Raw genomic sequence first — 20,937 nt, 5'->3', positions numbered from 1 at the left:
ATCACATTGCATTGAGTGACAATGCTATTTCTCTCATTCCTATGCTGTATATGAGAATGAGGAAGCCTCATCAAGCTAGGTTTTTAGGACTTGTGTGTACATGGTAGCCTTATAGGGAAGGGCTGGGGGTTAGGTTTTTATTGTGCTTAGTAGTAAACCAACAGCTACTCTTTTCCCTTAAAATTTTCCAGCAGATTTGGTCAGCTTTTGTAGTATGTAAAGAAGTACCTTCGACGTGAGATTATGCCCTCCTCTAAAAAACCCTTTACCTACCCATCTAGCCACAAAAGCAATCAAGTCGATAATTATCACGGTACTTCAGTCGCAGATCCTTATCGTTGGTTAGAAGATCCTGACTCTGAAGAAACAAGGAATTGGATTGAGGCACAAAATCAAATTACTTTTGGCTACTTGAGCGAAATTCCTGCCAGAGAAAAAATTAAACAGCGCCTTACCAAACTCTGGGATTATGAAAAATATGGTATCCCTTTTCAAGAAGGCGAACGTTACTTTTATTTTAAAAACGATGGGCTACAAAACCAAAGTGTCCTCTACACTCTGAAAACTCTCGACAGCGAACCCAAAGTTTTACTTGACCCTAATAAACTCTCTGAAGATGGCACTGTTGCTCTTTCAGGATTATCTATTAGCGAAGATGGTAAACTTTTAGCTTATGGTCTATCTACCTCTGGTTCTGATTGGCAAGAGTGGAAAGTACGCGATGTTGAAACTGGTGAAGACCTACAAGACCATTTAAAGTGGATTAAATTTTCTGGTGCATCGTGGACACACGATCATCAAGGTTTCTTCTACAGTCGCTACGATGAGCCGAATGAGAAAACTCAATTAGAAGATGTTAACTATTATCAAAAGCTGTACTATCATCAATTAGGAACATCTCAGTCAGAAGATGTACTAATTTATCATCGTCCTGACCAAAAAGAATGGGGCTTTGGTGGTGGTGTCACTGAAGATGGTCGCTATTTAATAATTTCTATTTGGCTGGGTACCGACTCTAAAAATTTGGTTTTCTTCAAAGATTTAACTAACCCTAATGCTGAAGTCGTAGAATTAATTAATCAGTTTGAGGCAGATTACAGCTTTATTGACAATTATGATAGCGTCTTTTATTTCCGCACGGATTTAAATGCACCACGGGGAAGAGTTATTGCGATTGACACTAAAAGCCCTGCGCCAGAAAATTGGCAAGAAATCATTCCCCAATCAGCAGAAACTTTAGAAAGTGTAGGCATACTCAATAACCAATTTGTTGCTGATTATCTCAAAGATGCTCATAGCCAAATTAAAATATTTGACCTCAAAGGTGCGTTTATTCGTGAGGTAGAATTACCTGGCCTCGGTTCAGCCGGAGGTTTTGGTGGGAAACGTCATGATACCGAAACATTTTATATTTATACCAGTTTCACTATACCAGGAACTATTTATCGCTACGATATGATAACTGGTAAAAGTACTGTTTTTCGCCAGCCACAGGTAGATTTTAATCCAGATAATTACGAAACAAAACAAGTTTTTTATCAAAGTAAAGATGGTACTAGAGTGCCAATGTTTATTACCCATAAAAAGGGTATTAAATTAGATGGAAATAACCCCACATATCTTTACGCTTATGGTGGTTTTAATAACTCAATGACACCTAGCTTTTCGGTGAGTCTGTTGGTGTGGATGGAAATGGGCGGTATTTATGCTATGCCCAATATCCGCGGCGGTGGAGAATACGGTGAAGAATGGCATCAAGCTGGAATGAAGGATAAAAAGCAGAATGTCTTTGATGACTTTATTGGCGCTGCGGAGTGGTTGATTGCGAATAAGTATACTAAGACACAGAAGCTAGCGATCGCAGGTGGTAGTAATGGTGGCTTATTAGTTGGTGCTTGCATAACTCAACGCCCAGATTTATTTGGTGCAGCAATACCCGCAGTCGGTGTCATGGATATGTTGCGGTTCCACAAATTTACCATCGGTTGGGCTTGGACTTCCGAATATGGTTCAGCAGATAATTCCGAAGAGTTTCCAGCACTGTACGCTTATTCGCCACTCCACAACATCAAACCAGATACAGCTTACCCAGCAACTCTAATTACCACAGCCGATCATGACGATCGCGTTGTCCCTGCTCATAGTTTCAAATTTGCCGCCGCTTTGCAAGAAGCTCACGTAGGTGATGCGCCAACGCTAATTAGAATTGAGACTAATGCAGGACATGGTGCAGGTAAACCCACGGCTAAAATTATCGAAGAAGCCGCAGATAAGTGGGCTTTTTTAGTGCGTACTTTAGATGTGAAATTGTAGTAACTTTGTCGGGTGGGTATTCCTCACCCTACACTCAGTCAACAATGGGCAACTCAATACTAAATTCAGTTCCCCCTGGATCGGATATTACATCAATTCGACCATTATGGCTGGCGATAATTTGGTAACAAATCGATAATCCTAATCCTGTTCCTTTACCGACTGGCTTGGTAGTGAAAAAGGGATTAAATATCTGATGATGAATCTGGGTAGGGATTCCGTTACCGTTATCCTTGATGAAAATTGCAATGTAGCGATCGTTTAGTTTCTGCGTGCGAATCCAGATTCGACTAGAATAATTTTGGATTGATTTTTGTAATCGTATTTGTTCAGCTTCTTCTAAAGCATCGATCGCATTATTCAGGAGATTCATAAACACTTGATTGAGTTGCCCAGCAGAACAATAAATGCAAGGCAATTCTCCATATTCCTTAATCACTTCAATACCAGAATGCCGTTCGCTAGGGTTGAGGCGACTTTGTAAAATCATCAATGCAGCCTCTAAACCCTCATGAATATCAACTACTTTGAATGTTGCTTCGTCTAATCGAGAGAAATTCCGCAAGGATTTAACAATCTCCTCAATGCGTTGGGAACCTGTCTCCATTGACTGGAGTAATTTTTTAATATCCTGTTGAATAAAGTCAAGATCCAAGGCTTTAATTTCTTGCTGAATCACTCGGCTCGGATTAGGATATTCTTGCTGATAAAGTTGAATCAGTTTGAGTAAATCATTGTAATGTTCACGGGCATAGGTCAGATTTCCATGAATAAAGCTTATGGGATTATTAATTTCATGGGCAATTCCTGCTACTAACTGTCCTAGTCCAGACATCTTTTCCGTTTGGACGACTTCAAGGGCATTTTGGAGTTTGAGCAGAGTTTGTTTTAAAGTTTCATTCGATTGTGCCAGTTCTACCTGAATGCGTTGGCGTTGTTGAATTTCTTTACTCAGTGCATGATTTTTTTGGTTAAGCAGAACGAATTGATCGATCGTTCGCTTTTCTAAGCGTAGTAAATTAATGGCTGGGCTTTCTAGCGATCGCGGTTGGATCACAGATCCTTGACTACGACAAGCAATTCCCTCTCCTTCGGCTTGGTGGATAGTTAAAGCTCCCAAAATCATTTGACGACTTTGGGAGCAAGCTCGAAGATAGTCGATCACCTTCTCTGGAGGATCAGTTACAAACTCGGTAATAAGTTGACCAATCAGTGCTTTACTAGTCTTGCTAAAGAGTCTGGCAGCAGGTTGATTAACTGCTAATATTTCACCTGCGCTAGTCACAAGCAGCAGAGGTTCTGGTAAAACCTGGGCAAACGTCAAAAATTGATCGGGTGTCATGAGCTATAGTCTGCAATGTTCTACCTGACGCTGCTACTATGCTTTGAAGTATTCTTGTGTTGCAAACTCGTCTAATACTTCGCTAGGTTTGAGATGAATGACGATTTTGCATTCTTGTGCGCCTCTGGCAATTGTGTCTTGTAACTCGACTCTAGCGTAACCAAGATTGTCGGCTGTGATCGCGCCAAAAATATTAGATGTCATAACACACATGGCTTCGCGCCCTTCTACCTGTTCTGCAAAGGGACATCTGCGATTACCTAAAACGATCTTCTCATCAGTTTCTTCAATTACATAAAAGTCGCCTTGAATCCGACGTTTCCAATCTACAAGGACGGCAGTTACTTGATCGCGAGAAAGATTTGACAGTTGCAAAGCATTCTGATAAAGCTGATTGACATGTTTACCTGTTCGATAGCCGACCACATTCAAAAAGCCTTCTGCCTGTTCAACCCCAACAACATCTTGTAGAGTTCCAGCCAATTCTCGAATCATTGTACGCAGAAATTGATCGCGTTCGATTGGTAATTCTAAGGATTTTATTTGGTTGTCGAGTGAAGAGATGTTAACCATGATGGTATTATTCCCTGGATGTTTAGATAGGACAAGCATCAATAGCACTTAGTTAAGCAAAAGTCAGTGACACACCAAAATCTCTTAATTAAGCACCATGTCTAGTAAGAATAGTTTTCCCTACTTGCCTACAAAACTAACTTCACGGTTGTTAGCGATCGATACTGGCTCTGTACTCAAAATTAACGCTGTGTGCAACTTTACTCTCAGACCTAACCCCCAACCCTTTCCCTACGTTCGCGCAGCGTCTCGTAGAGAAGCTACCGTATATACACAAGTCGAAGTAGGAATCAAATAGACACAAAAGAACGGAAAATTTTTGATAAAATCCTTGATTTTCCGTTATACCTATATCAATAATCTGATCTTATTGATAATCAATTAGCTCAAGCTAAATCCCTGTCTATTAAGGCTTGTATCTTCTAAGCAAAGGATTTTATGACTTGTGTATACACAGTAGCGTAGAGAAGAGAGGGAAGGAAAGCAGGAATCAAAGCCTCTCAACATTATTCTTTTGTACAGTGCATAAGTCCTATAGGAATCATATTTGATTTTTGCACCAAACCCTTGATGCTTGTGCGTTACGCTATCGCTAACACACCCTACGTATCTTTTCTCCAAATCAAATACTAGTCCTATAGTCTATACGCAATACTTTAGTAACGTCTTCCTGTATTCTCTCTAAAACTGCGAATTAGATGGTGACTATCAATATTGATAGATGAGTTAAAATTAAATTAATCACTCTAGGAAAATATTAACTATGAGATGGGAAGAAGTTTGTGAACACAAGCAATTGCAAGATTTACCCTTCAAAATAGAATTAAATAAATGGGGTCAAATCGTCATGAGTCCAGTCAAAATTAAACATTCTTTTTATCAAGGAAGAATCCAACGTTTATTGGAATCTTTATTGAAAACAGGAGAAGTAATGCCAGAATGTGCTGTTAATACATCAGATGGTGTAAAAGTTGCTGATGTTGTCTGGTGTTCAGAAAAAAGATTTTCTCAAATTGAAGATGAAGTATCAGCATCTATTGCACCAGAAATTTGTGTAGAAGTTAAATCCAGTGGTAACACTTTAGAAGAAATGGAATTTAAAATAAATTTATATTTAGAAGCCCAAGCTGTTGAAGTATGGTTATGTAATGAACAAGAAAAAATGAAGTTTTATAATGAACAAGGGGAATTAAAGCAATCTTTGTTAGTTCCTAACTTTCCTAAACACATTAAACGTTAAACTTTCTTAAACTGCGATATTTCCCCTATTTATCGGAGATAAGCAAGTTGGGGCATGAGTTGCCTAACCAGTGCAGCATCAGCCGTCTAAAACTCCGTAGACGTACTTTCAGCACAAGCAAGAAATACCGCATCGTAAGTTAAATTATATAAGTTAGGTGCTTTTTTCTGAAACATGAGACTGTAGTATAAGTATTGCTATTAAAGCTATCTTGTTTGTATATCTCAAAAAGTTATTGCTAGTTTGACGGAGATACCTACCCTGATGGGATGATAATTAGGAATCAAATCAATCGTAAAGGTAGATATTCTAAAAAGCTTGTCAATTGGAACACATTGCAATAGTTGTTAATATAGTGAAAATAATTCTTAATAGTACGTAAAATTACATCTATCTTGAAAATATCAATTAAGTAGTATGGAATATAATTTTTTTATACCATTATTGTGAACTATTCATCGTAAGTGGATTGCATATAGGTAAACTTGAAAACCGACTATTACGGCATTGAGAAAATAAAGCTACCATTAAAAATGGTAAAAAAGGCGAAAATGTAAGTCTTCTGACTTCGACAAACTGGTACTAAGATTTTGTTCGATCAAAACACAATTCAGGAGTCAGAATAGGCTAAACCATAGCTATCCGCTAACAGAATGAATACTGTACAAACTGGCGGATAGCATAGCAGTAGCGATTTCCCTACTAACTAATTCTGACCGGAGCAACGGAAACGTCTCTGGCTTTGCTTCTGAATTCTTCTTCAAAATTAGAAATTTGGCATTTGGCATTGCTTATGAAGCTACGTTCATATATGCTTGTAGGTTTTTTTCTCAGTCTGCTCCTAACTATCGTGCCGTTTTCGGGCAATTTCATCAATGCGGCAACACCAACAGCAGTTGCACCTGTATCTGCTACCTCATTCACCCAAGGGGTAAAAAAAACGGTGTTGGACAACGGCTTAACGGTGCTAACCAAGGAAGTCCATACTGCTCCAGTAGTGAGCGTGCAAGTTTGGTATAAAGTTGGTTCCCGGAACGAGGTTAAGGGAGAAAATGGCATTTCTCACCAGCTAGAACATTTGATGTTTAAGGGTACAACTGCCCGTCCAGTGCAGTTTGGCAGGTTGTTTAGTGCCTTGGGTAGTCAGTTCAATGCTTTTACGAGCTATGACGAAACAGCTTACTTTGGCACTGTACAACGAGACAGACTCGAAGCATTGTTAACACTGGAAGCCGATCGCATGGAAAACTCCTTAGTTGGCCCTGAGCAACTAAAGAGTGAAAAGCGGGTGGTGATCTCTGAGTTACAGGGGTACGAAAATTCACCATCCTACCGTCTAGATCGGGCAGTGATGCGAGATGCTTTCCCTACGAGAGCTTATGGCTTATCTGTGGGAGGCACAAAAGCTGATGTAGAAAAATTCACGGTGGAACAGGTGCGGAATTATTACCAAACCTACTACAGCCCAGACAATGCCACGTTGATAATTACAGGGGATTTTGCCACAGAACCTGTACTCAAAGTTGTTAAGGAAACTTATGGGAAGTTGACAAAACGAGGAAGCGAGGAAAAGAGAACACGGGAAAATGTCGCCCCGTCTTCTCCAGTTGCCTCTACTACTAAAAAAGCACCGATTGTTTTGAAGCAACCTGGAAGTGCGGCACTACTGCAAGCAGTGTATCCTTTACCAGATATCAAGCATCCTGATGTGCCGGCAATTGATGTGATGGATGCCATTCTTACAGGTGGACGTAGCTCTAGACTTTACCAGGCTTTGGTAGAATCTGGACTTGCTAGTTCAGTGAGTGGCGGTGCTGCCGAACTCATCGAACCAGGTTGGTATGACATTAGTGCTACGGCGGCTCCAGGTCAAGAGTTAGGGAAAATTGCCCAGGTGCTTCAAGAATCTTTAGAAAAGTTGCAACAGCAGCCAGTCACCACTGAAGAATTGAACCGGGCGAAGACGCAACTGCAAGCCTCGTATATCTTGGGTAATCAAGACATTACTAGTCAAGCCACCCAACTGGGATATAACGAAACGATCGCAGGTGATTATCGTTTTATTGAACAGTATCTAGCTGCGATCGCGAAAGTCACCCCAGCCCAAGTACAGAAAGTAGCCAAAACTTACCTAAATCCGGCGAAACAAACCATCGGCTTTTTTGAGCCAACTCAACCAGATGGTAAACCAGGGACTTCTAACGCTGGTTCTGGGCGCACTGTGGAAAATTTTAGCCCTGGTAAACCTGTAGATCCAGCAGAACTAGCTAAATATCTTCCACCTGCCACATCAACAACAGATTCGACCAAACAATCACTACCAGAAGAGTTTACCTTAAATAATGGTTTGCGAGTTTTGTTATTGCGCGATCGCAGCCTCCCCACCATTAACCTAAGTGGACAAATTGACGCTGGTACTGAATTTGATGGCAATCAAAAAGCTGGATTAGCGAATCTGACTGCGGCTAACTTGATGAATGGGACAAAGACTAAAAATGCTCTTACCCTAGCAAAAACCTTAGAAGATCGGGGAGCCGGTTTAAGCTTCAGTGCTAGCCGCGAGGGAGTTAGCGTTAGCGGTGAGGGACTTTCTGCTAACCTGCCGATATTGATTCAAACTCTGGCAGATGTGTTAGAAAACGCCACTTTCCCCGCCGAACAGTTAGAACTGAGTCGGCAACGGGCACTGACAAGTCTCAAAGTCAAGTTAGATGACCCCGCAGGTTTAGGACGAGAAGTATTCCAGCAGGCAATTTACCCAGAAAATCATCCATTCCATAGCTTTCCCACAGCCGAGAGCTTAAAGAGCATTACTCGTGATGATTTGCTTGGCTTCTACCAGACACACTACCGACCAGATAGTACAACGATCGCAATAGTTGGAGACTTTGATCCAGTTAAGGTAAAAACTTTGCTAAATCAAGCGTTTGACAAATGGCAAGTCACAGGTAAACCACCTGTACTCAAAATACCAACTGTGCCATTACCGCAAACTTCAACACGTTTAAACAAAGTAATTCCCGGTAAAGCAGAGGCTGTTACCTACATCGGCTATAGCGGCATTGCTCGGAAAGACCCGCGTTATTATGCGGCACTGGTGCTGAATCAAATTTTGGGTGGTGATACCTTAGCGAGTCGCTTAGGTACAGAAGTGCGCGATCGCCAGGGTCTAACCTACGGTATCTATAGTGGTTTTGCCGCCGGAATCAATCCGGGGCCCTTCTTGATTCAGATGCAGACTGCTCCTAGTGATGCCCAAAAAGCGATCGCTAGTACTCTTGCTTTACTTAAACAGTTACGCGAACAAGGAGTAACTGAGGCTGAATTGAACGCAGCAAAACGCTCAATTAGCAATAGCTACCCCGTGGATTTAGCTAATCCTAGTAATGTATCAAGCATCATTTTGGATAATGCTGTCTTAGGACTTTCACGTTCGGAAATTCGAGACTTTCCCCAACAGATTCAAGCAGTCACTATGGCTCAGATGCGACAAGCAATTGAAGATTTAATTAAGCCAGAAAATCTGGTAATTGTCACCGCCGGGCCTGGAGATGCTGTACCCAAGGGCAGTTAATTAATTTAATTAATTTTAGATTTTGGATTGAAGAAAAAATCCAAAATCTAAACCTGAATGGCTTTTGCCATATATTGTTTTACCGAACAGAATTCAGTAGTCAGGAGTCAGAAAACAGACATAAATTTTGACCGAAAAAGCGGATGAATAACCGGGTTGAAGACCACCAAATTTACGATTTGGTGGTCTTCAAGACGCGACGCTCGTTCCTCTCTACCGTTTCGCTTAGAGCGAGTCTTGACTACGGCACGCTCTTGCATTCGAGCGTCTTAATTCTGACTCCTGAATTCTGACTCCTGTTAGCGGTAGCGGGGCGTTTAGCCCATTCTGACTCCTGAATTCTTCTTCAACAATTTTATTCTTCCTCTTTCTTTTCTTGCAAATTGGTTATTTTTGTATTTTGCATTAAGATATAACTTTCTTGACTCTTTTGTTCTTCTTTCTTTTCTTGGACAACTTGAGTAGCATATATTTCCACATCTCGTTGAATAATATCTTCTACATTACCTGCAAAAACATTAAACGCCTGTTCGTGGCTTGTATAATTACTATAAGGCCCTGCTAACTGTGAAAATTGCCACCCTTGGGTTTTCAAAGATTCGACTGTACGGCGATAATGTCGCCAACGTTCTCCATAATGAAAAAATTCCTCAACAGCAGCGCTAATAGCAACTATTTGGCTCAAACCAAAAGTTGACCAGATAATGACATTTTTGACTCTATCGTTAAATGGTTGAGTAGTGCTAATGTTTAGACTTACCAATGCTGGGAGAATTACACCACCAATAATAGTTGTTATCCGCAACCAATAATGGCGATCGCGTGATGAATTCGCCTTACCTTCCATCCAGAGTACTTGCTCTAACCAACGCGATCGCAAGAAATGCCTTTGCACATCGGCTAAGTTCATACTTTCAAATAACTTGTTAAAATCTTCCCTTAAAAATTCTTGATAACTATCTTTTTTTGCCATTATTCACTCCTCATTAGAAAGCAAATCTTTAATTATTTTGCCTAAATTCTTAACTCCCTTCTCTATGTCGATTAAATTAACGTATTGTAATATACCAGATTTCGCTAGCTTTTTAGCTCGCTTATCAGTAGCTTCTCCACCCAAGGCATTTGCAAGGATATCTGCCAATACTTGTCGGGTTTTGGGGAAAAGGGAAAGAAAAAACCTTTAACCCTTCCCCTTTAACCTTTTCCCCAAACCCAATTCTGATTTCATCAAAATCCAAAACCCAAGTAGTATTGGGATATCTGCGGTTCTACCACTAGCAGCAACCACAACAACTAACCTTCCAGTATCAACGCTAGAAAATGCATCTTCAAAGTTAATCTCACCACCGTTTAAAAGTATAGTCAGCGAAGGTGGGTTATTGACCAACACAGTTGCAACGCGAGATATCCAAGGTGACTCATCGCCCTAATTATCGCTAGGAAACAGTACAAAATGAGTATGGTTTGGCTCTAACGGTGTCGAAAGTCGATGGAGAAGCGATGTCTCCGACGGGCTACGCCTACACAAGCAACGTTATGATAATTAATGCATTAATCAAGCTTACGCCTAATAATAAATTAAGTTGGCACAAGCTAAACCTCCAAGTACGGAGACGATTAATCGCCTCTGTAGAACTGTTAGGTGCTGTGCCTAAGCCAAATCGACGTTGTACAAATTTCCATAAGGATAATAGAAGTGACTAGGACTAATTCAGACTTTCTTTCCTCCAGCGATCCAGCGATCGCGGATTTGATCAACGACGAACTCCAGCGTCAGCGAGATCACTTAGAGTTGATTGCTAGTGAAAACTTTACCTCTGCTGCGGTACTGGCGGCTCAAGGTTCGGTACTGACAAATAAATATGCCGAGGGATTACCTGGTAAACGCTACTATGGCGGTTGTGAATTTATCGATAAAATCGAGAAACTAGCGATCGACCGTGCTAAACAGATATTTGGTGCTGCTCATGCCAATGTGCAACCCCATTCTGGCGCACAAGCCAATTTTGCTGTGTTCCTATCGCTGCTGGAACCAGGCGACAAAATTATGGGGATGGATTTGTCTCATGGTGGACATCTTACCCACGGTTCACCTGTAAATGTCTCAGGTAAGTGGTTTCAAGTTAGCCACTACGGTGTCAGTCAACAAACAGAACAACTTGACTACGATCAAATTCGAGAACTGGCGCTGAGGGAGCGTCCTAAGCTCTTAATTTGTGGTTATTCCGCTTATCCCCGGATAATTGATTTTGAAAAATTCCGTAGTATTGCGGATGAAATTGGCGCTTACTTACTTGCCGATATTGCTCATATCGCTGGCTTAGTTGCTAGCGGTCTTCATCCCGATCCCATTCCTCATTGTCATGTAGTAACAACAACTACACACAAAACTCTCCGCGGCCCTAGAGGTGGTTTAATCTTGACCAACGACGCAGAACTAGGTAAAAAGCTAGATAAATCTGTTTTTCCTGGCAGCCAGGGCGGGCCATTAGAACACGTCATTGCTGGGAAAGCAGTGGCTTTTGGAGAAGCCTTAAAGCCGGAGTTTAAAACCTATTCTGCCCAAGTAATTGAAAATGCTCGTGCTTTGGCAGAACAACTACAAAATCGGGGATTAAAATTAGTGTCAAATGGCACTGATAACCATTTACTCCTCGTGGATTTACGCTCTGTAAATCTAACTGGTAAGCAAGCAGATCAGCTAGTCAGTACTGTAAATATTACTGCTAACAAGAATACTATTCCCTTCGATCCGCAATCGCCATTTGTTACCAGTGGTCTGAGATTAGGTTCGCCAGCGATGACCACACGAGGCTTAGGAGTAGCAGAATTTACCGAGATTGCAAATATTATTAGCGATCGCCTACTTTCTCCAGATTCCGACATAGTAACCCAAGATTGTAGAAGACGGGTAGCATCATTGTGCGATCGCTTCCCCTTATATGCTCACCTGGAAATTCCTATACCAGCGCTAGCATAATTGGGCATAGAAAAGAGGCAGAGGGGCGGGGTACGGGGGGCAGAGGGGAAAAATCTTCTCCCTTGCTCCCTGCCCCAATTCCCAATTCCCAATTCCCAATTCCTAATTCCTAATTCCTAATTCCCAATTCCAATGAGTGCAGAAATTATTTGTGTTGGTACTGAACTGTTGTTAGGAGATATCCTCAACGGCAATGCTCAATTTTTAGCGCAACAATTAGCGCAGCTAGGTATTCCCCACTACTATCAAACAGTCGTTGGGGATAATCCAGAACGGTTAAAGCAAGTTATAGAGATTGCTATTTCCAGAGCGCAAATTCTCATTTTCACTGGTGGACTCGGCCCCACACCAGACGATCTTACCTGCGAAACTATCGCCGATTTTTTTAAAACCCCTTTGGTAGAAAACCCAGAAATTATCGAAGACATAACCCAAAAATTTGCCCAACGCGGTCGGGTGATGTCACCAAGTAACCGCAAGCAAGCTTTGATTCCCCAAGGTGCAGAAATTCTCCCCAACCCCACTGGAACAGCACCGGGTATTATTTGGCAACCCCGTCCTGAAATCACGATTTTTACCTTTCCTGGTGTTCCTAGTGAAATGTACCCGATGTGGGAAGAAACAGCCGTGCCGTTTCTCAAAAGTCAAGGTTGGGGTAAAGAAATTATTTACAGCCGGAGTTTAAAATTTTGGGGTATTGGTGAATCTGCTTTGGCGGAAAAAGTTTCTTCTTATTTGAAGTTGCCAAATCCTACGGTAGCCCCTTATGCAGGTAAGGGGGAAGTAAGATTGCGAGTTTCTGCTAAAGCCACTTCAGAAGCAGCCGCAGAAGACTTAATTGCGCCCATTGAGAAACAACTTAAAGAAATTGCCGGACTAGATTTTTACGGCGTTAATAATGATACCCTTGCTTCCGTTGTCGGTGAGTTATTGCGGGCATCAAAAGAAACGCTTTCGGTGGCAGAATCTTGCACCGGCGGCGGTTTAGGGCAAATGTTGACAGAGATTTCTGGGAGTTCTGATTACTTTTGGGGTGGAGTAATTTCTTATGATAATTCGGTGAAGGTTCGGCTGCTGGGGGTTAACCAGGAAGATTTAGATAAATTTGGGGCAGTAAGCGCAACTGTTGCAGAGCAAATGGCAATTGGTGTAAAAACCCGCCTCGCAACAACTTGGGGATTGAGTATCACTGGTATTGCTGGCCCAACCGGAGGAACAGATACCAAGCCAGTGGGTTTAGTTTACGTTGGTTTAGCTGGCCCAAAGGATGAAGTGGCAAGTTTTGAGTATCAGTTTGGCACAGTGCGAGGACGCGCTCTAATTCGTCATGTCAGTGCTAATGCAGCTTTGGATAATCTGCGGCGGAAGTTGTTAACGAGGTAGGAGAAAGTTCTTTCTGGTTATAAAAATATTAAATTTAATGAACTGGTGATTTTGGTTGAGGCGTTTGGATTTTCTCTATCACGCGTTAATAGCAGTCACCATATATTTACTCATCCAGATATTACTGAGCTTGTTAATCTGCAAAATCGAAACGGCGAAGCTGTTCCTTATCAAGTCCGTCAATTTGTGATTTTGGTTGAAGAATATGCACTCACTTTGGAGGATTAAGGATGAAAAACTATCATATTAATATCTTCTACAGTCAAGAAGATGAGGGCTATATCGCTGACATTCCTGATTTGAAGTACTGTTCAGCGTTTGGTTCAACAGAAGAAGCACTTCGTGAAGTTTTGAAAGCAAAAGAAGCATGGTTAGATGCGGCTAAAATCGAGGAAAAACCAATTCCTGAACCGAGATATCGATCGGCAATTTACCAGATAGCTTCATGATTATGAAGGAGGCGATCGCACTTTTGTGTAGAGCCTCACTCCACATAAATAGAGATTTTATAGTTAGAGTAACTAAAGATTTTCTGGAAATAAAACATAAAGATAGTGCTAGATAAAAGTGTGGGATTGGTAGACTCGGAAAAATATGAGTTCTGAAACAAGCTACGTCTCGCGTAAGCCTTTTAATAAAATTTGTATCCTCTATAATTTAATTATTTCACCTTGAGATTTATATATTTCAATAGCTTTATGATAATCTTTTAATACTGCTTGTATGTCTACTAAAGAAAATGAGTAGTACACTTATTAACAGTAATATTTAATACATAAGTTCATCAACCATCAGGTATCCAACTCTTACCCATCAGCACAATTAATCACGGGATCGCTTGCTGTATTCTTCATAGTTTGTTACAAAAGTACAAAGAACTTCTAGAGACTAAAAACCACATGTTCGGCGGACTTACTGGTTTACAAGATCCTAAAGGCACTGATTGGGGAGAGCGGATGCTCAATACGGTCGCCAGCCAAACGATTCGCCACCTGTTTACGCAAAGCGAGTCAGTAGAAGTCTTTGTGCGCTGCTACCCCTCCAGCAAACTGTTGCAAGGCAGCATTGATAGCTTCAAAATGAGCGGTCGTGGCTTGGTGATTCGGAAAGATTTCGCAGTAGAAGAGATGTCTTTTGAAACCGATGCGGTTGCCATTGACTTCGGCTCGGTTTTAAAGGGCAAGCTCAGTCTTAAGCAACCTACTCAAGCGATCGCTCAAGTAATTTTATCAGAAGCAGGCATCAACCAAGCCTTTAATGCAGAACTAGTGAAAAAGCGTCTGCTTAACCTCACCGTACCATCACTGACGGCATTATCTGGCGGTGAACCAGTCTCCTTTACGGAAGTTCAGGTACAGCTATTGCCAGGAAATCGCTTACAGCTTGTAGCAAAAGCGGATTTAAACAATGGCGAACTCGTTCCCCTGAACATGAGCCTAACTTTAGGGATTGAAAGGCGGCGGCGAGTTTCTTTTAAAGATCCAAAAATCGAACTAGAGCAAGTACCAGAAGCACAACGGGAAATCTCGCAAACTCTGAGCGTGGCGCTGGTAGAAATTTTAGATAATATGGTTGATTTGGATCGTTTTGACCTTGATGGAGTGAAAATGCGACTCAACCGATTAGAAACTGAAGGTCAAAAACTTATTTTCAGTGGATATGCTGAAATTGAACGTATTCCAAATAGCGCTTGATATGAAATAAAAACGTAAAACGCAAAGAAAAATTCTTCCTGAACAGCTTTGCTTGAAGCTTTATACAAGTTAATTCCCGTCTAGAGATTCTAGGCGGTAACACTGTTTATTTAAGGTTGAAACTCTTCGCTAAAGTCAATTTTTGAACGAACCGCAAAGGACGCGAAGGACGCGAAGAAAAGAAAGAAATCTTTAACCCAAGCGTATTGATCTAGGCGGTAGTTTTAATATTTGTTTCAATCCCTAATAGGGATTTTAGTTAATTGCAATCTTTTTTGCCTTGGTGGTTGCCCTTGGTTATTTTGTTTCAATCCCTAATAGGGATTTTAGTTAATTGCAATTTTAGCTCGCTGCCTTGAATGCGATCGCCAAGTTTCAATCCCTAATAGGGATTTTAGTTAATTGCAATCAGCCTTTTTTTAAAAACTAAATTCCCAATTCATCGTTTCAATCCCTAATAGGGATTTTAGTTAATTGCAATTTTGGTCAAGTGAAGTGCGAGTGTCATAAAACCAGTTTCAATCCCTAATAGGGATTTTAGTTAATTGCAATTCCAGGAAAGTTTTCCTGGATGTTCTAATATAAAAGTTTCAATCCCTAATAGGGATTTTAGTTAATTGCAATTTTCCTTGCACCTGATAATTACTTTCATTGTTTTTGTTTCAATCCCTAATAGGGATTTTAGTTAATTGCAATTAATCCTGGTGTCATTTTGATGCAATTGGTCAGATCGTTTCAATCCCTAATAGGGATTTTAGTTAATTGCAATACCTATCACAAAGCGTATCAGGGTAAGTGGAAAAGTTTCAATCCCTAATAGGGATTTTAGTTAATTGCAATTTGGGGGAATCGGGTTATTCCAGGTTTGCTCTAAGTTTCAATCCCTAATAGGGATTTTAGTTAATTGCAATCTTGGGCGCAAATCCACAACAGAGCCAGAAATGGCGCCGCTGTTTCAATCCCTAATAGGGATTTTAGTTAATTGCAATCCTACAAGTATTTGTTTAAATCTTCTTCTTCCCAGTTTCAATCCCTAATAGGGATTTTAGTTAATTGCAATGTATGTTTGGGGAATGCGCGATGTAGCTCCTGTAAGTTTCAATCCCTAATAGGGATTTTAGTTAATTGCAATTGGCGCAAGCCCGATAATCATCGAAAGGGAAGGATCGGTTTCAATCCCTAATAGGGATTTTAGTTAATTGCAATTTTGGGGTCTTCCAGTGTTAAACAAAGTATCAAGTGCTGTTTCAATCCCTAATAGGGATTTTAGTTAATTGCAATTATTAGCCTTGATGCCCTGAATATCACGATGTGCGTTTCAATCCCTAATAGGGATTTTAGTTAATTGCAATTACGAATCTGATGCTAGGCGCAGGGTATTGCCCCGTTTCAATCCCTAATAGGGATTTTAGTTAATTGCAATTCGCCCAACGCTCTGATTCAGTTCCTTTTCTGTTTCAATCCCTAATAGGGATTTTAGTTAATTGCAATATCCGTGTCATTATTGCTTACCACTTGAGTACTATAGAGTTTCAATCCCTAATAGGGATTTTAGTTAATTGCAATTAAATGCAGGGAGCGCAATCTTAGCCCAATAGGTTTCAATCCCTAATAGGGATTTTAGTTAATTGCAATGCTTTTTCTTTTTTGCCAAATCCTAATGATTCAGCGTTTCAATCCCTAATAGGGATTTTAGTTAATTGCAATAGTGGTTTGACAGACTCTACCAACCCATACGGAAATGTTTCAATCCCTAATAGGGATTTTAGTTAATTGCAATTATCGTCGGTGAATTCTGTAAGGTCTACAGATAACTCGTTTCAATCCCTAATAGGGATTTTAGTTAATTGCAATTGTGTATAAAGTTGGTTTTGCTACTAGGTTGCTTGTTTCAATCCCTAATAGGGATTTTAGTTAATTGCAATTGGGATAGGAATGCTGAAAAGTATGCCGAATACATTAGTTTCAATCCCTAATAGGGATTTTAGTTAATTGCAATTAAAAATATCTTATGTTCAAGCTCAAGATCGCTTGGTTTCAATCCCTAATAGGGATTTTAGTTAATTGCAATACCAGTAATGCGTAAATTTGCAGGCTTTGGATCTGTTTCAATCCCTAATAGGGATTTTAGTTAATTGCAATTACGGTGCTTACACCCATATAAAAACGTTCAACGGTAGCGTTTCAATCCCTAATAGGGATTTTAGTTAATTGCAATAAGCTAGTACCTATGAATAAAGAGGGATTGATCAACGTTTCAATCCCTAATAGGGATTTTAGTTAATTGCAATCTTGCTCAATCTCAAGGGGGAATAGGGTTAAGATTATGGTTTCAATCCCTAATAGGGATTTTAGTTAATTGCAATGATCGCGTCTCTATTGCTTCAAAAATTATTTGATGGTTTCAATCCCTAATAGGGATTTTAGTTAATTGCAATAGAATGCGATCGCTATGAATGCTAAACAGGGTGAGTTTCAATCCCTAATAGGGATTTTAGTTAATTGCAATCTCATTCTCGGCAAAGACATCCGCAAGTCGTGTGGTTTCAATCCCTAATAGGGATTTTAGTTAATTGCAATATGTGACCCTAAAGACAAGAATGGCAAACTTCAGTTGTTTCAATCCCTAATAGGGATTTTAGTTAATTGCAATTGTGTTGATTGATGCTCTTGGATCTTCATTTGGTTTCAATCCCTAATAGGGATTTTAGTTAATTGCAATCTCCCGAAACCAACCAGCAAGTAAAAGAATTATTGGGTTTCAATCCCTAATAGGGATTTTAGTTAATTGCAATTTCATCGCGTGTAAAATTCGTAAGTTCTAGTTTCAAATCAGTTTCAATCCCTAATAGGGATTTTAGTTAATTGCAATGTCTTCGGTTGTAGAATACCCCGGAAACTTTCTAGTTTCAATCCCTAATAGGGATTTTAGTTAATTGCAATGGAGTTCTATGGGTCGCCAATATGTTAGATGGTTCTGTTTCAATCCCTAATAGGGATTTTAGTTAATTGCAATTTTACCGTCTAGTCGTTCAGGAGTTGCTGAAAATCCGTTTCAATCCCTAATAGGGATTTTAGTTAATTGCAATGATAGTTGTGATAAATTACTAGTATGCCAGTCTAAGTTTCAATCCCTAATAGGGATTTTAGTTAATTGCAATCTTACTAACTTCTGATGTCTATCGAGTTTATCCGTTTCAATCCCTAATAGGGATTTTAGTTAATTGCAATTATTCAACCAGGGGACTTTGTTAGAGAGTTTGATGTTTCAATCCCTAATAGGGATTTTAGTTAATTGCAATCTAGTAATCGCCTTCGTTCAAGCAAATCTGAACCAGTTTCAATCCCTAATAGGGATTTTAGTTAATTGCAATAAGTTCATCAAAATCATTCACTGGGGTAAAAACGTGTTTCAATCCCTAATAGGGATTTTAGTTAATTGCAATAAGGATGGATGAATTCTGTAATTTGTACAGTAATAGTTTCAATCCCTAATAGGGATTTTAGTTAATTGCAATCTATGGTTGAAAGAAAACCAGTAAAGACTTTAAGTTTCAATCCCTAATAGGGATTTTAGTTAATTGCAATTTTACCATACATATAAAAGGTAAAGTATAATAGTTTATGTTTCAATCCCTAATAGGGATTTTAGTTAATTGCAATTTTAGGTTTAATCGGATTGTTATTAAATGCTGCGTTTCAATCCCTAATAGGGATTTTAGTTAATTGCAATATAAGCTTTTCTGCTTTGTATGTCATATACTAAAAGTTTCAATCCCTAATAGGGATTTTAGTTAATTGCAATCATATAGAAGGAAGGATACGTACTAACTAAACTTGTTTCAATCCCTAATAGGGATTTTAGTTAATTGCAATCTTGCTGCCCACCTTTTATGGTCTTCTTTTGCCTAACTAAACTTGTTTCAATCCCTAATAGGGATTTTAGTTAATTGCAATCGCTTGCGTCTGAAAGCTTTGTGTTATTTGGTTTTCAAGGTTCAATAGCGCGAATGCAAGAATCATAACACGACGGTTTGTAATTTGGCTAGATGTAAATTGCTGAAATGCAGTCTAGATAAGGTGCGCGGATGCTTAGAGAATGTATTCGCTCTCAAGTGCTTACATATAAAGTAATACAGCTATTTTTCTACCCACCCTCTCGTTAACACCTACCTATCCGCGCTTTTTTGCGAAAAACTAGTCTGATTACAAAACCTGCTTTAGTCGGATGATAGCTAGTTTTCTACTTCAAAGCGATCGCTCCAAATCTTACACGAAGCGATCGCCTAGCAACTTGAATTATTTAGATTTTTAAGGAAATCAGGAGTTATTGATTATAAATTGTAATTAATTTTCACCCATAACTCCCAACTCCTAACTTTCTACCTTCCCACACCTACATATTGGAATCCAGCGCGGATCATTGCTTCAGGATCGAGGAAGTTACGACCATCGATGATAACAGGGTGTGCCATCAATTTTGCCATTTTCACATAGTCGAGAGTGCTGAACTGCTGCCATTCAGTAACGAGTACTAAGGCATCGCAGCCATCAGCTAGTCTTTCGGCATCGGTTTCTACTAACACACCAGAAAGCCCATGACGCATACCTGTTTGGGAAATAATAGGATCGTAAGCTTTAACTTTGGCTCCTAATCTGTTTAGCTGCTCGATTAAAATAAGGGCTGGTGCGTCGCGTAAGTCGTCGGTATCTGGCTTAAAGGTCAGTCCGAGTAGTCCGACTGTTTTGCCTTTGAGGATTTTCAGAACTTGTTGGAGTTTTTCCAAAGCAATCAATCGCTGACGTTCGTTGACACTGACAGCAGCTTTCATTAGCTGGGCTTCATAGCCATAATCATCAGCAGTGTGAATCAGAGCGGAGACATCTTTGGGAAAGCAGGAACCACCCCAACCGATACCAGCTTGTAAAAACTTGTTACCAATGCGGGAGTCTAGACCGATACCTCTAGCTACTTGGGTGACATCAGCACCGACGCGATCGCAAATATTAGCAACTTCGTTAATAAAACTAATCTTAGTGGCTAAGAAGGCATTCGCGGCGTATTTAATCATCTCCGCCGAACTCAGGTCTGTTGCGAGAATTGGTACTGGGGGTAAAGATTGATCTTCAGCGTACTTGCGTTCCACAATTGGGGCATAGAGTTGTCGCATTAAAGCTACTGCTCTTTGACTATTGCCTCCGAGTACAATGCGATCGGGGTTGAAGGTGTCGTGAACTGCTGAACCTTCGCGCAAAAATTCTGGATTGCTGATGACATCAAACTCGGCTACAAACTCAGGTAATTTATCATCACTTGGCACACCACCTGCGGGTACTAGTGCTTTTTGCCGCTCTGCAACACCATCTAGAACCAGCATCCGCACCCAGTCACCAGAGCCGATGGGAACTGTAGATTTATTTACTATGACTTTATAACCACCGTTGAGATTTTCCCCAATTCCACGGGCTACAGCTTCGACGTAACGAGTATCACTTTCACCAGTGGGTAAAGGTGGTGTTCCCACTGCAATAAACAGAATTTCTCCGTGGGCAACTCCAGCAGCCAGATCGCTTGTAAAATGAATCTTCTCTGTTTGAATGGCAGACTGCATAATTTCTGAGAGTCCCGGCTCAAAAATTGGCGACTGTCCAGACTTCATTAACTTAACTTTTTCTTCGTTGTTGTCTACGCAAATTACATCATGCCCAATATGAGCCAAGCAAGCACCTGTAACTAAACCAACGTAACCAGTACCAATCACGCAAACACGCATTCTTTAACTCCCTAACTTAATTTGGGTGTAGTTTTCAAAAAGAAGTTATCAATAAGACACTTAA

General features: G+C 40.3%; 14 protein-coding genes, 1 pseudogene and 1 CRISPR repeat array. Of the genes and pseudogenes, 9 read left to right on the top strand and 6 right to left on the bottom strand.

The genetic code is table 11. The features are described from left to right. The first annotated feature begins 243 nt into the window (after window positions 1–243). On the top strand, window positions 244–2,313 hold the full coding sequence (locus RMZ41_RS23090) for a prolyl oligopeptidase family protein (protein ID WP_322644745.1): 2,070 nt from the start codon (window positions 244–246) through the stop codon (window positions 2,311–2,313). A gap of 34 nt (window positions 2,314–2,347) precedes the next feature. Here the strand turns inward: RMZ41_RS23090 and RMZ41_RS23085 are convergent, their stop codons facing one another. Together RMZ41_RS23085 and RMZ41_RS23080 are read right to left on the bottom strand one after the other, a co-directional pair. Further along, window positions 2,348–3,655: an ATP-binding protein gene (locus RMZ41_RS23085; protein ID WP_322644746.1), complete on the bottom strand. Its 1,308-nt coding sequence runs from the start codon at window positions 3,653–3,655 to the stop codon at window positions 2,348–2,350. Window positions 3,656–3,691: 36 nt separating this feature from the next. After that, window positions 3,692–4,228 (bottom strand): methanogen output domain 1-containing protein, encoded by a 537-nt coding sequence (locus RMZ41_RS23080; RefSeq protein ID WP_322644747.1) that lies wholly within the window; start codon window positions 4,226–4,228, stop codon window positions 3,692–3,694. A 97-nt stretch (window positions 4,229–4,325) separates the two neighbouring features. On the opposite strand from RMZ41_RS23080, the gene RMZ41_RS23075 reads away from it, so the two are divergent. The 3 genes from RMZ41_RS23075 to RMZ41_RS23065 all read left to right on the top strand — a co-directional run bounded on the left by RMZ41_RS23075 (window position 4,326) and on the right by RMZ41_RS23065 (window position 9,042). Then, entirely contained in the window at window positions 4,326–4,526 is a 201-nt protein-coding gene (locus RMZ41_RS23075; protein ID WP_322644748.1) for a hypothetical protein, read from the top strand. A 465-nt stretch (window positions 4,527–4,991) separates the two neighbouring features. Beyond that, complete coding sequence (locus tag RMZ41_RS23070) at window positions 4,992–5,468, top strand: Uma2 family endonuclease (RefSeq protein WP_322644749.1); 477 nt, start codon at window positions 4,992–4,994, stop codon at window positions 5,466–5,468. A gap of 793 nt (window positions 5,469–6,261) precedes the next feature. After that, window positions 6,262–9,042 (top strand): pitrilysin family protein, encoded by a 2,781-nt coding sequence (locus RMZ41_RS23065; RefSeq protein ID WP_322644750.1) that lies wholly within the window; start codon window positions 6,262–6,264, stop codon window positions 9,040–9,042. A 355-nt stretch (window positions 9,043–9,397) separates the two neighbouring features. On the opposite strand, the gene RMZ41_RS23060 is transcribed toward RMZ41_RS23065, so the two are convergent. The 3 genes and pseudogenes from RMZ41_RS23060 to RMZ41_RS23050 all read right to left on the bottom strand — a co-directional run. Next, the gene (locus RMZ41_RS23060) at window positions 9,398–10,015 is read right to left on the bottom strand and encodes a DUF4231 domain-containing protein (RefSeq protein ID WP_322644751.1); all 618 of its coding nucleotides are present in this window, start codon (window positions 10,013–10,015) and stop codon (window positions 9,398–9,400) included. A 3-nt stretch (window positions 10,016–10,018) separates the two neighbouring features. Further along, window positions 10,019–10,183, bottom strand: a complete 165-nt coding sequence (locus RMZ41_RS23055) for a hypothetical protein (protein ID WP_322644752.1) — start codon at window positions 10,181–10,183, stop codon at window positions 10,019–10,021. Between the two features lie 39 nt (window positions 10,184–10,222). Next, window positions 10,223–10,456: pseudogene (locus RMZ41_RS23050) on the bottom strand (hypothetical protein); the annotation flags it as partial. A gap of 282 nt (window positions 10,457–10,738) precedes the next feature. Here RMZ41_RS23050 and glyA point away from each other — a divergent pair. The 5 genes from glyA (at window position 10,739) to RMZ41_RS23025 (ending at window position 15,099) form a co-directional block, all read left to right on the top strand. After that, window positions 10,739–12,022, top strand: a complete 1,284-nt coding sequence (gene glyA, locus RMZ41_RS23045; RefSeq protein ID WP_322644753.1) for a serine hydroxymethyltransferase — start codon at window positions 10,739–10,741, stop codon at window positions 12,020–12,022. Window positions 12,023–12,154: 132 nt separating this feature from the next. Then, window positions 12,155–13,405: a competence/damage-inducible protein A gene (locus tag RMZ41_RS23040; protein ID WP_322644754.1), complete on the top strand. Its 1,251-nt coding sequence runs from the start codon at window positions 12,155–12,157 to the stop codon at window positions 13,403–13,405. A 45-nt stretch (window positions 13,406–13,450) separates the two neighbouring features. Further along, window positions 13,451–13,633 carry a type II toxin-antitoxin system HicA family toxin gene (locus tag RMZ41_RS23035; protein WP_322644755.1) on the top strand — a complete coding sequence of 61 codons (183 nt, stop codon included), beginning with the start codon at window positions 13,451–13,453 and terminating at the stop codon, window positions 13,631–13,633. 2 nt (window positions 13,634–13,635) lie between these two features. Then, the gene (locus RMZ41_RS23030) at window positions 13,636–13,854 is read left to right on the top strand and encodes a type II toxin-antitoxin system HicB family antitoxin (protein WP_322644756.1); all 219 of its coding nucleotides are present in this window, start codon (window positions 13,636–13,638) and stop codon (window positions 13,852–13,854) included. Window positions 13,855–14,304: 450 nt separating this feature from the next. After that, window positions 14,305–15,099, top strand: a complete 795-nt coding sequence (locus RMZ41_RS23025) for a DUF2993 domain-containing protein (RefSeq protein WP_322644757.1) — start codon at window positions 14,305–14,307, stop codon at window positions 15,097–15,099. Between the two features lie 233 nt (window positions 15,100–15,332). Then, window positions 15,333–19,056: direct repeats of the CRISPR family, unit length 37 nt; unit sequence GTTTCAATCCCTAATAGGGATTTTAGTTAATTGCAAT. 425 nt (window positions 19,057–19,481) lie between these two features. Here RMZ41_RS23025 and RMZ41_RS23020 read toward each other — a convergent pair. Continuing rightward, the gene (locus RMZ41_RS23020) at window positions 19,482–20,873 is read right to left on the bottom strand and encodes a UDP-glucose/GDP-mannose dehydrogenase family protein (RefSeq protein WP_322644758.1); all 1,392 of its coding nucleotides are present in this window, start codon (window positions 20,871–20,873) and stop codon (window positions 19,482–19,484) included. Window positions 20,874–20,937: the final 64 nt, after the last annotated feature.

The sequence above is a fragment of the Nostoc sp. DedVER02 genome, from assembly GCF_034530675.2.
Taxonomy (GTDB): Bacteria; Cyanobacteriota; Cyanobacteriia; order Cyanobacteriales; family Nostocaceae; genus Nostoc.
Note: the sequence above shows the minus strand (reverse complement) of the source record. Positions and strands in the feature narration are given on the sequence as shown.

Excerpts from the sequence above, each read along its gene's own strand:
- RMZ41_RS23040 (WP_322644754.1), top strand. The coding sequence starts at position 12,155 with ATGAGTGCAGAAATTATTTGTGTTGGTACTGAACTGTTGTTAGGAGAT.
- RMZ41_RS23070 (WP_322644749.1), top strand. The coding sequence starts at position 4,992 with ATGAGATGGGAAGAAGTTTGTGAACACAAGCAATTGCAAGATTTACCC.
- RMZ41_RS23075 (WP_322644748.1), top strand. The coding sequence starts at position 4,326 with ATGTCTAGTAAGAATAGTTTTCCCTACTTGCCTACAAAACTAACTTCA.
- RMZ41_RS23065 (WP_322644750.1), top strand. The coding sequence starts at position 6,262 with ATGAAGCTACGTTCATATATGCTTGTAGGTTTTTTTCTCAGTCTGCTC.
- RMZ41_RS23090 (WP_322644745.1), top strand. The coding sequence starts at position 244 with ATGCCCTCCTCTAAAAAACCCTTTACCTACCCATCTAGCCACAAAAGC.
- RMZ41_RS23025 (WP_322644757.1), top strand. The coding sequence starts at position 14,305 with ATGTTCGGCGGACTTACTGGTTTACAAGATCCTAAAGGCACTGATTGG.
- RMZ41_RS23085 (WP_322644746.1), bottom strand. The coding sequence starts at position 3,655 with ATGACACCCGATCAATTTTTGACGTTTGCCCAGGTTTTACCAGAACCT.
- RMZ41_RS23030 (WP_322644756.1), top strand. The coding sequence starts at position 13,636 with ATGAAAAACTATCATATTAATATCTTCTACAGTCAAGAAGATGAGGGC.
- RMZ41_RS23080 (WP_322644747.1), bottom strand. The coding sequence starts at position 4,228 with ATGGTTAACATCTCTTCACTCGACAACCAAATAAAATCCTTAGAATTA.
- RMZ41_RS23060 (WP_322644751.1), bottom strand. The coding sequence starts at position 10,015 with ATGGCAAAAAAAGATAGTTATCAAGAATTTTTAAGGGAAGATTTTAAC.
- RMZ41_RS23020 (WP_322644758.1), bottom strand. The coding sequence starts at position 20,873 with ATGCGTGTTTGCGTGATTGGTACTGGTTACGTTGGTTTAGTTACAGGT.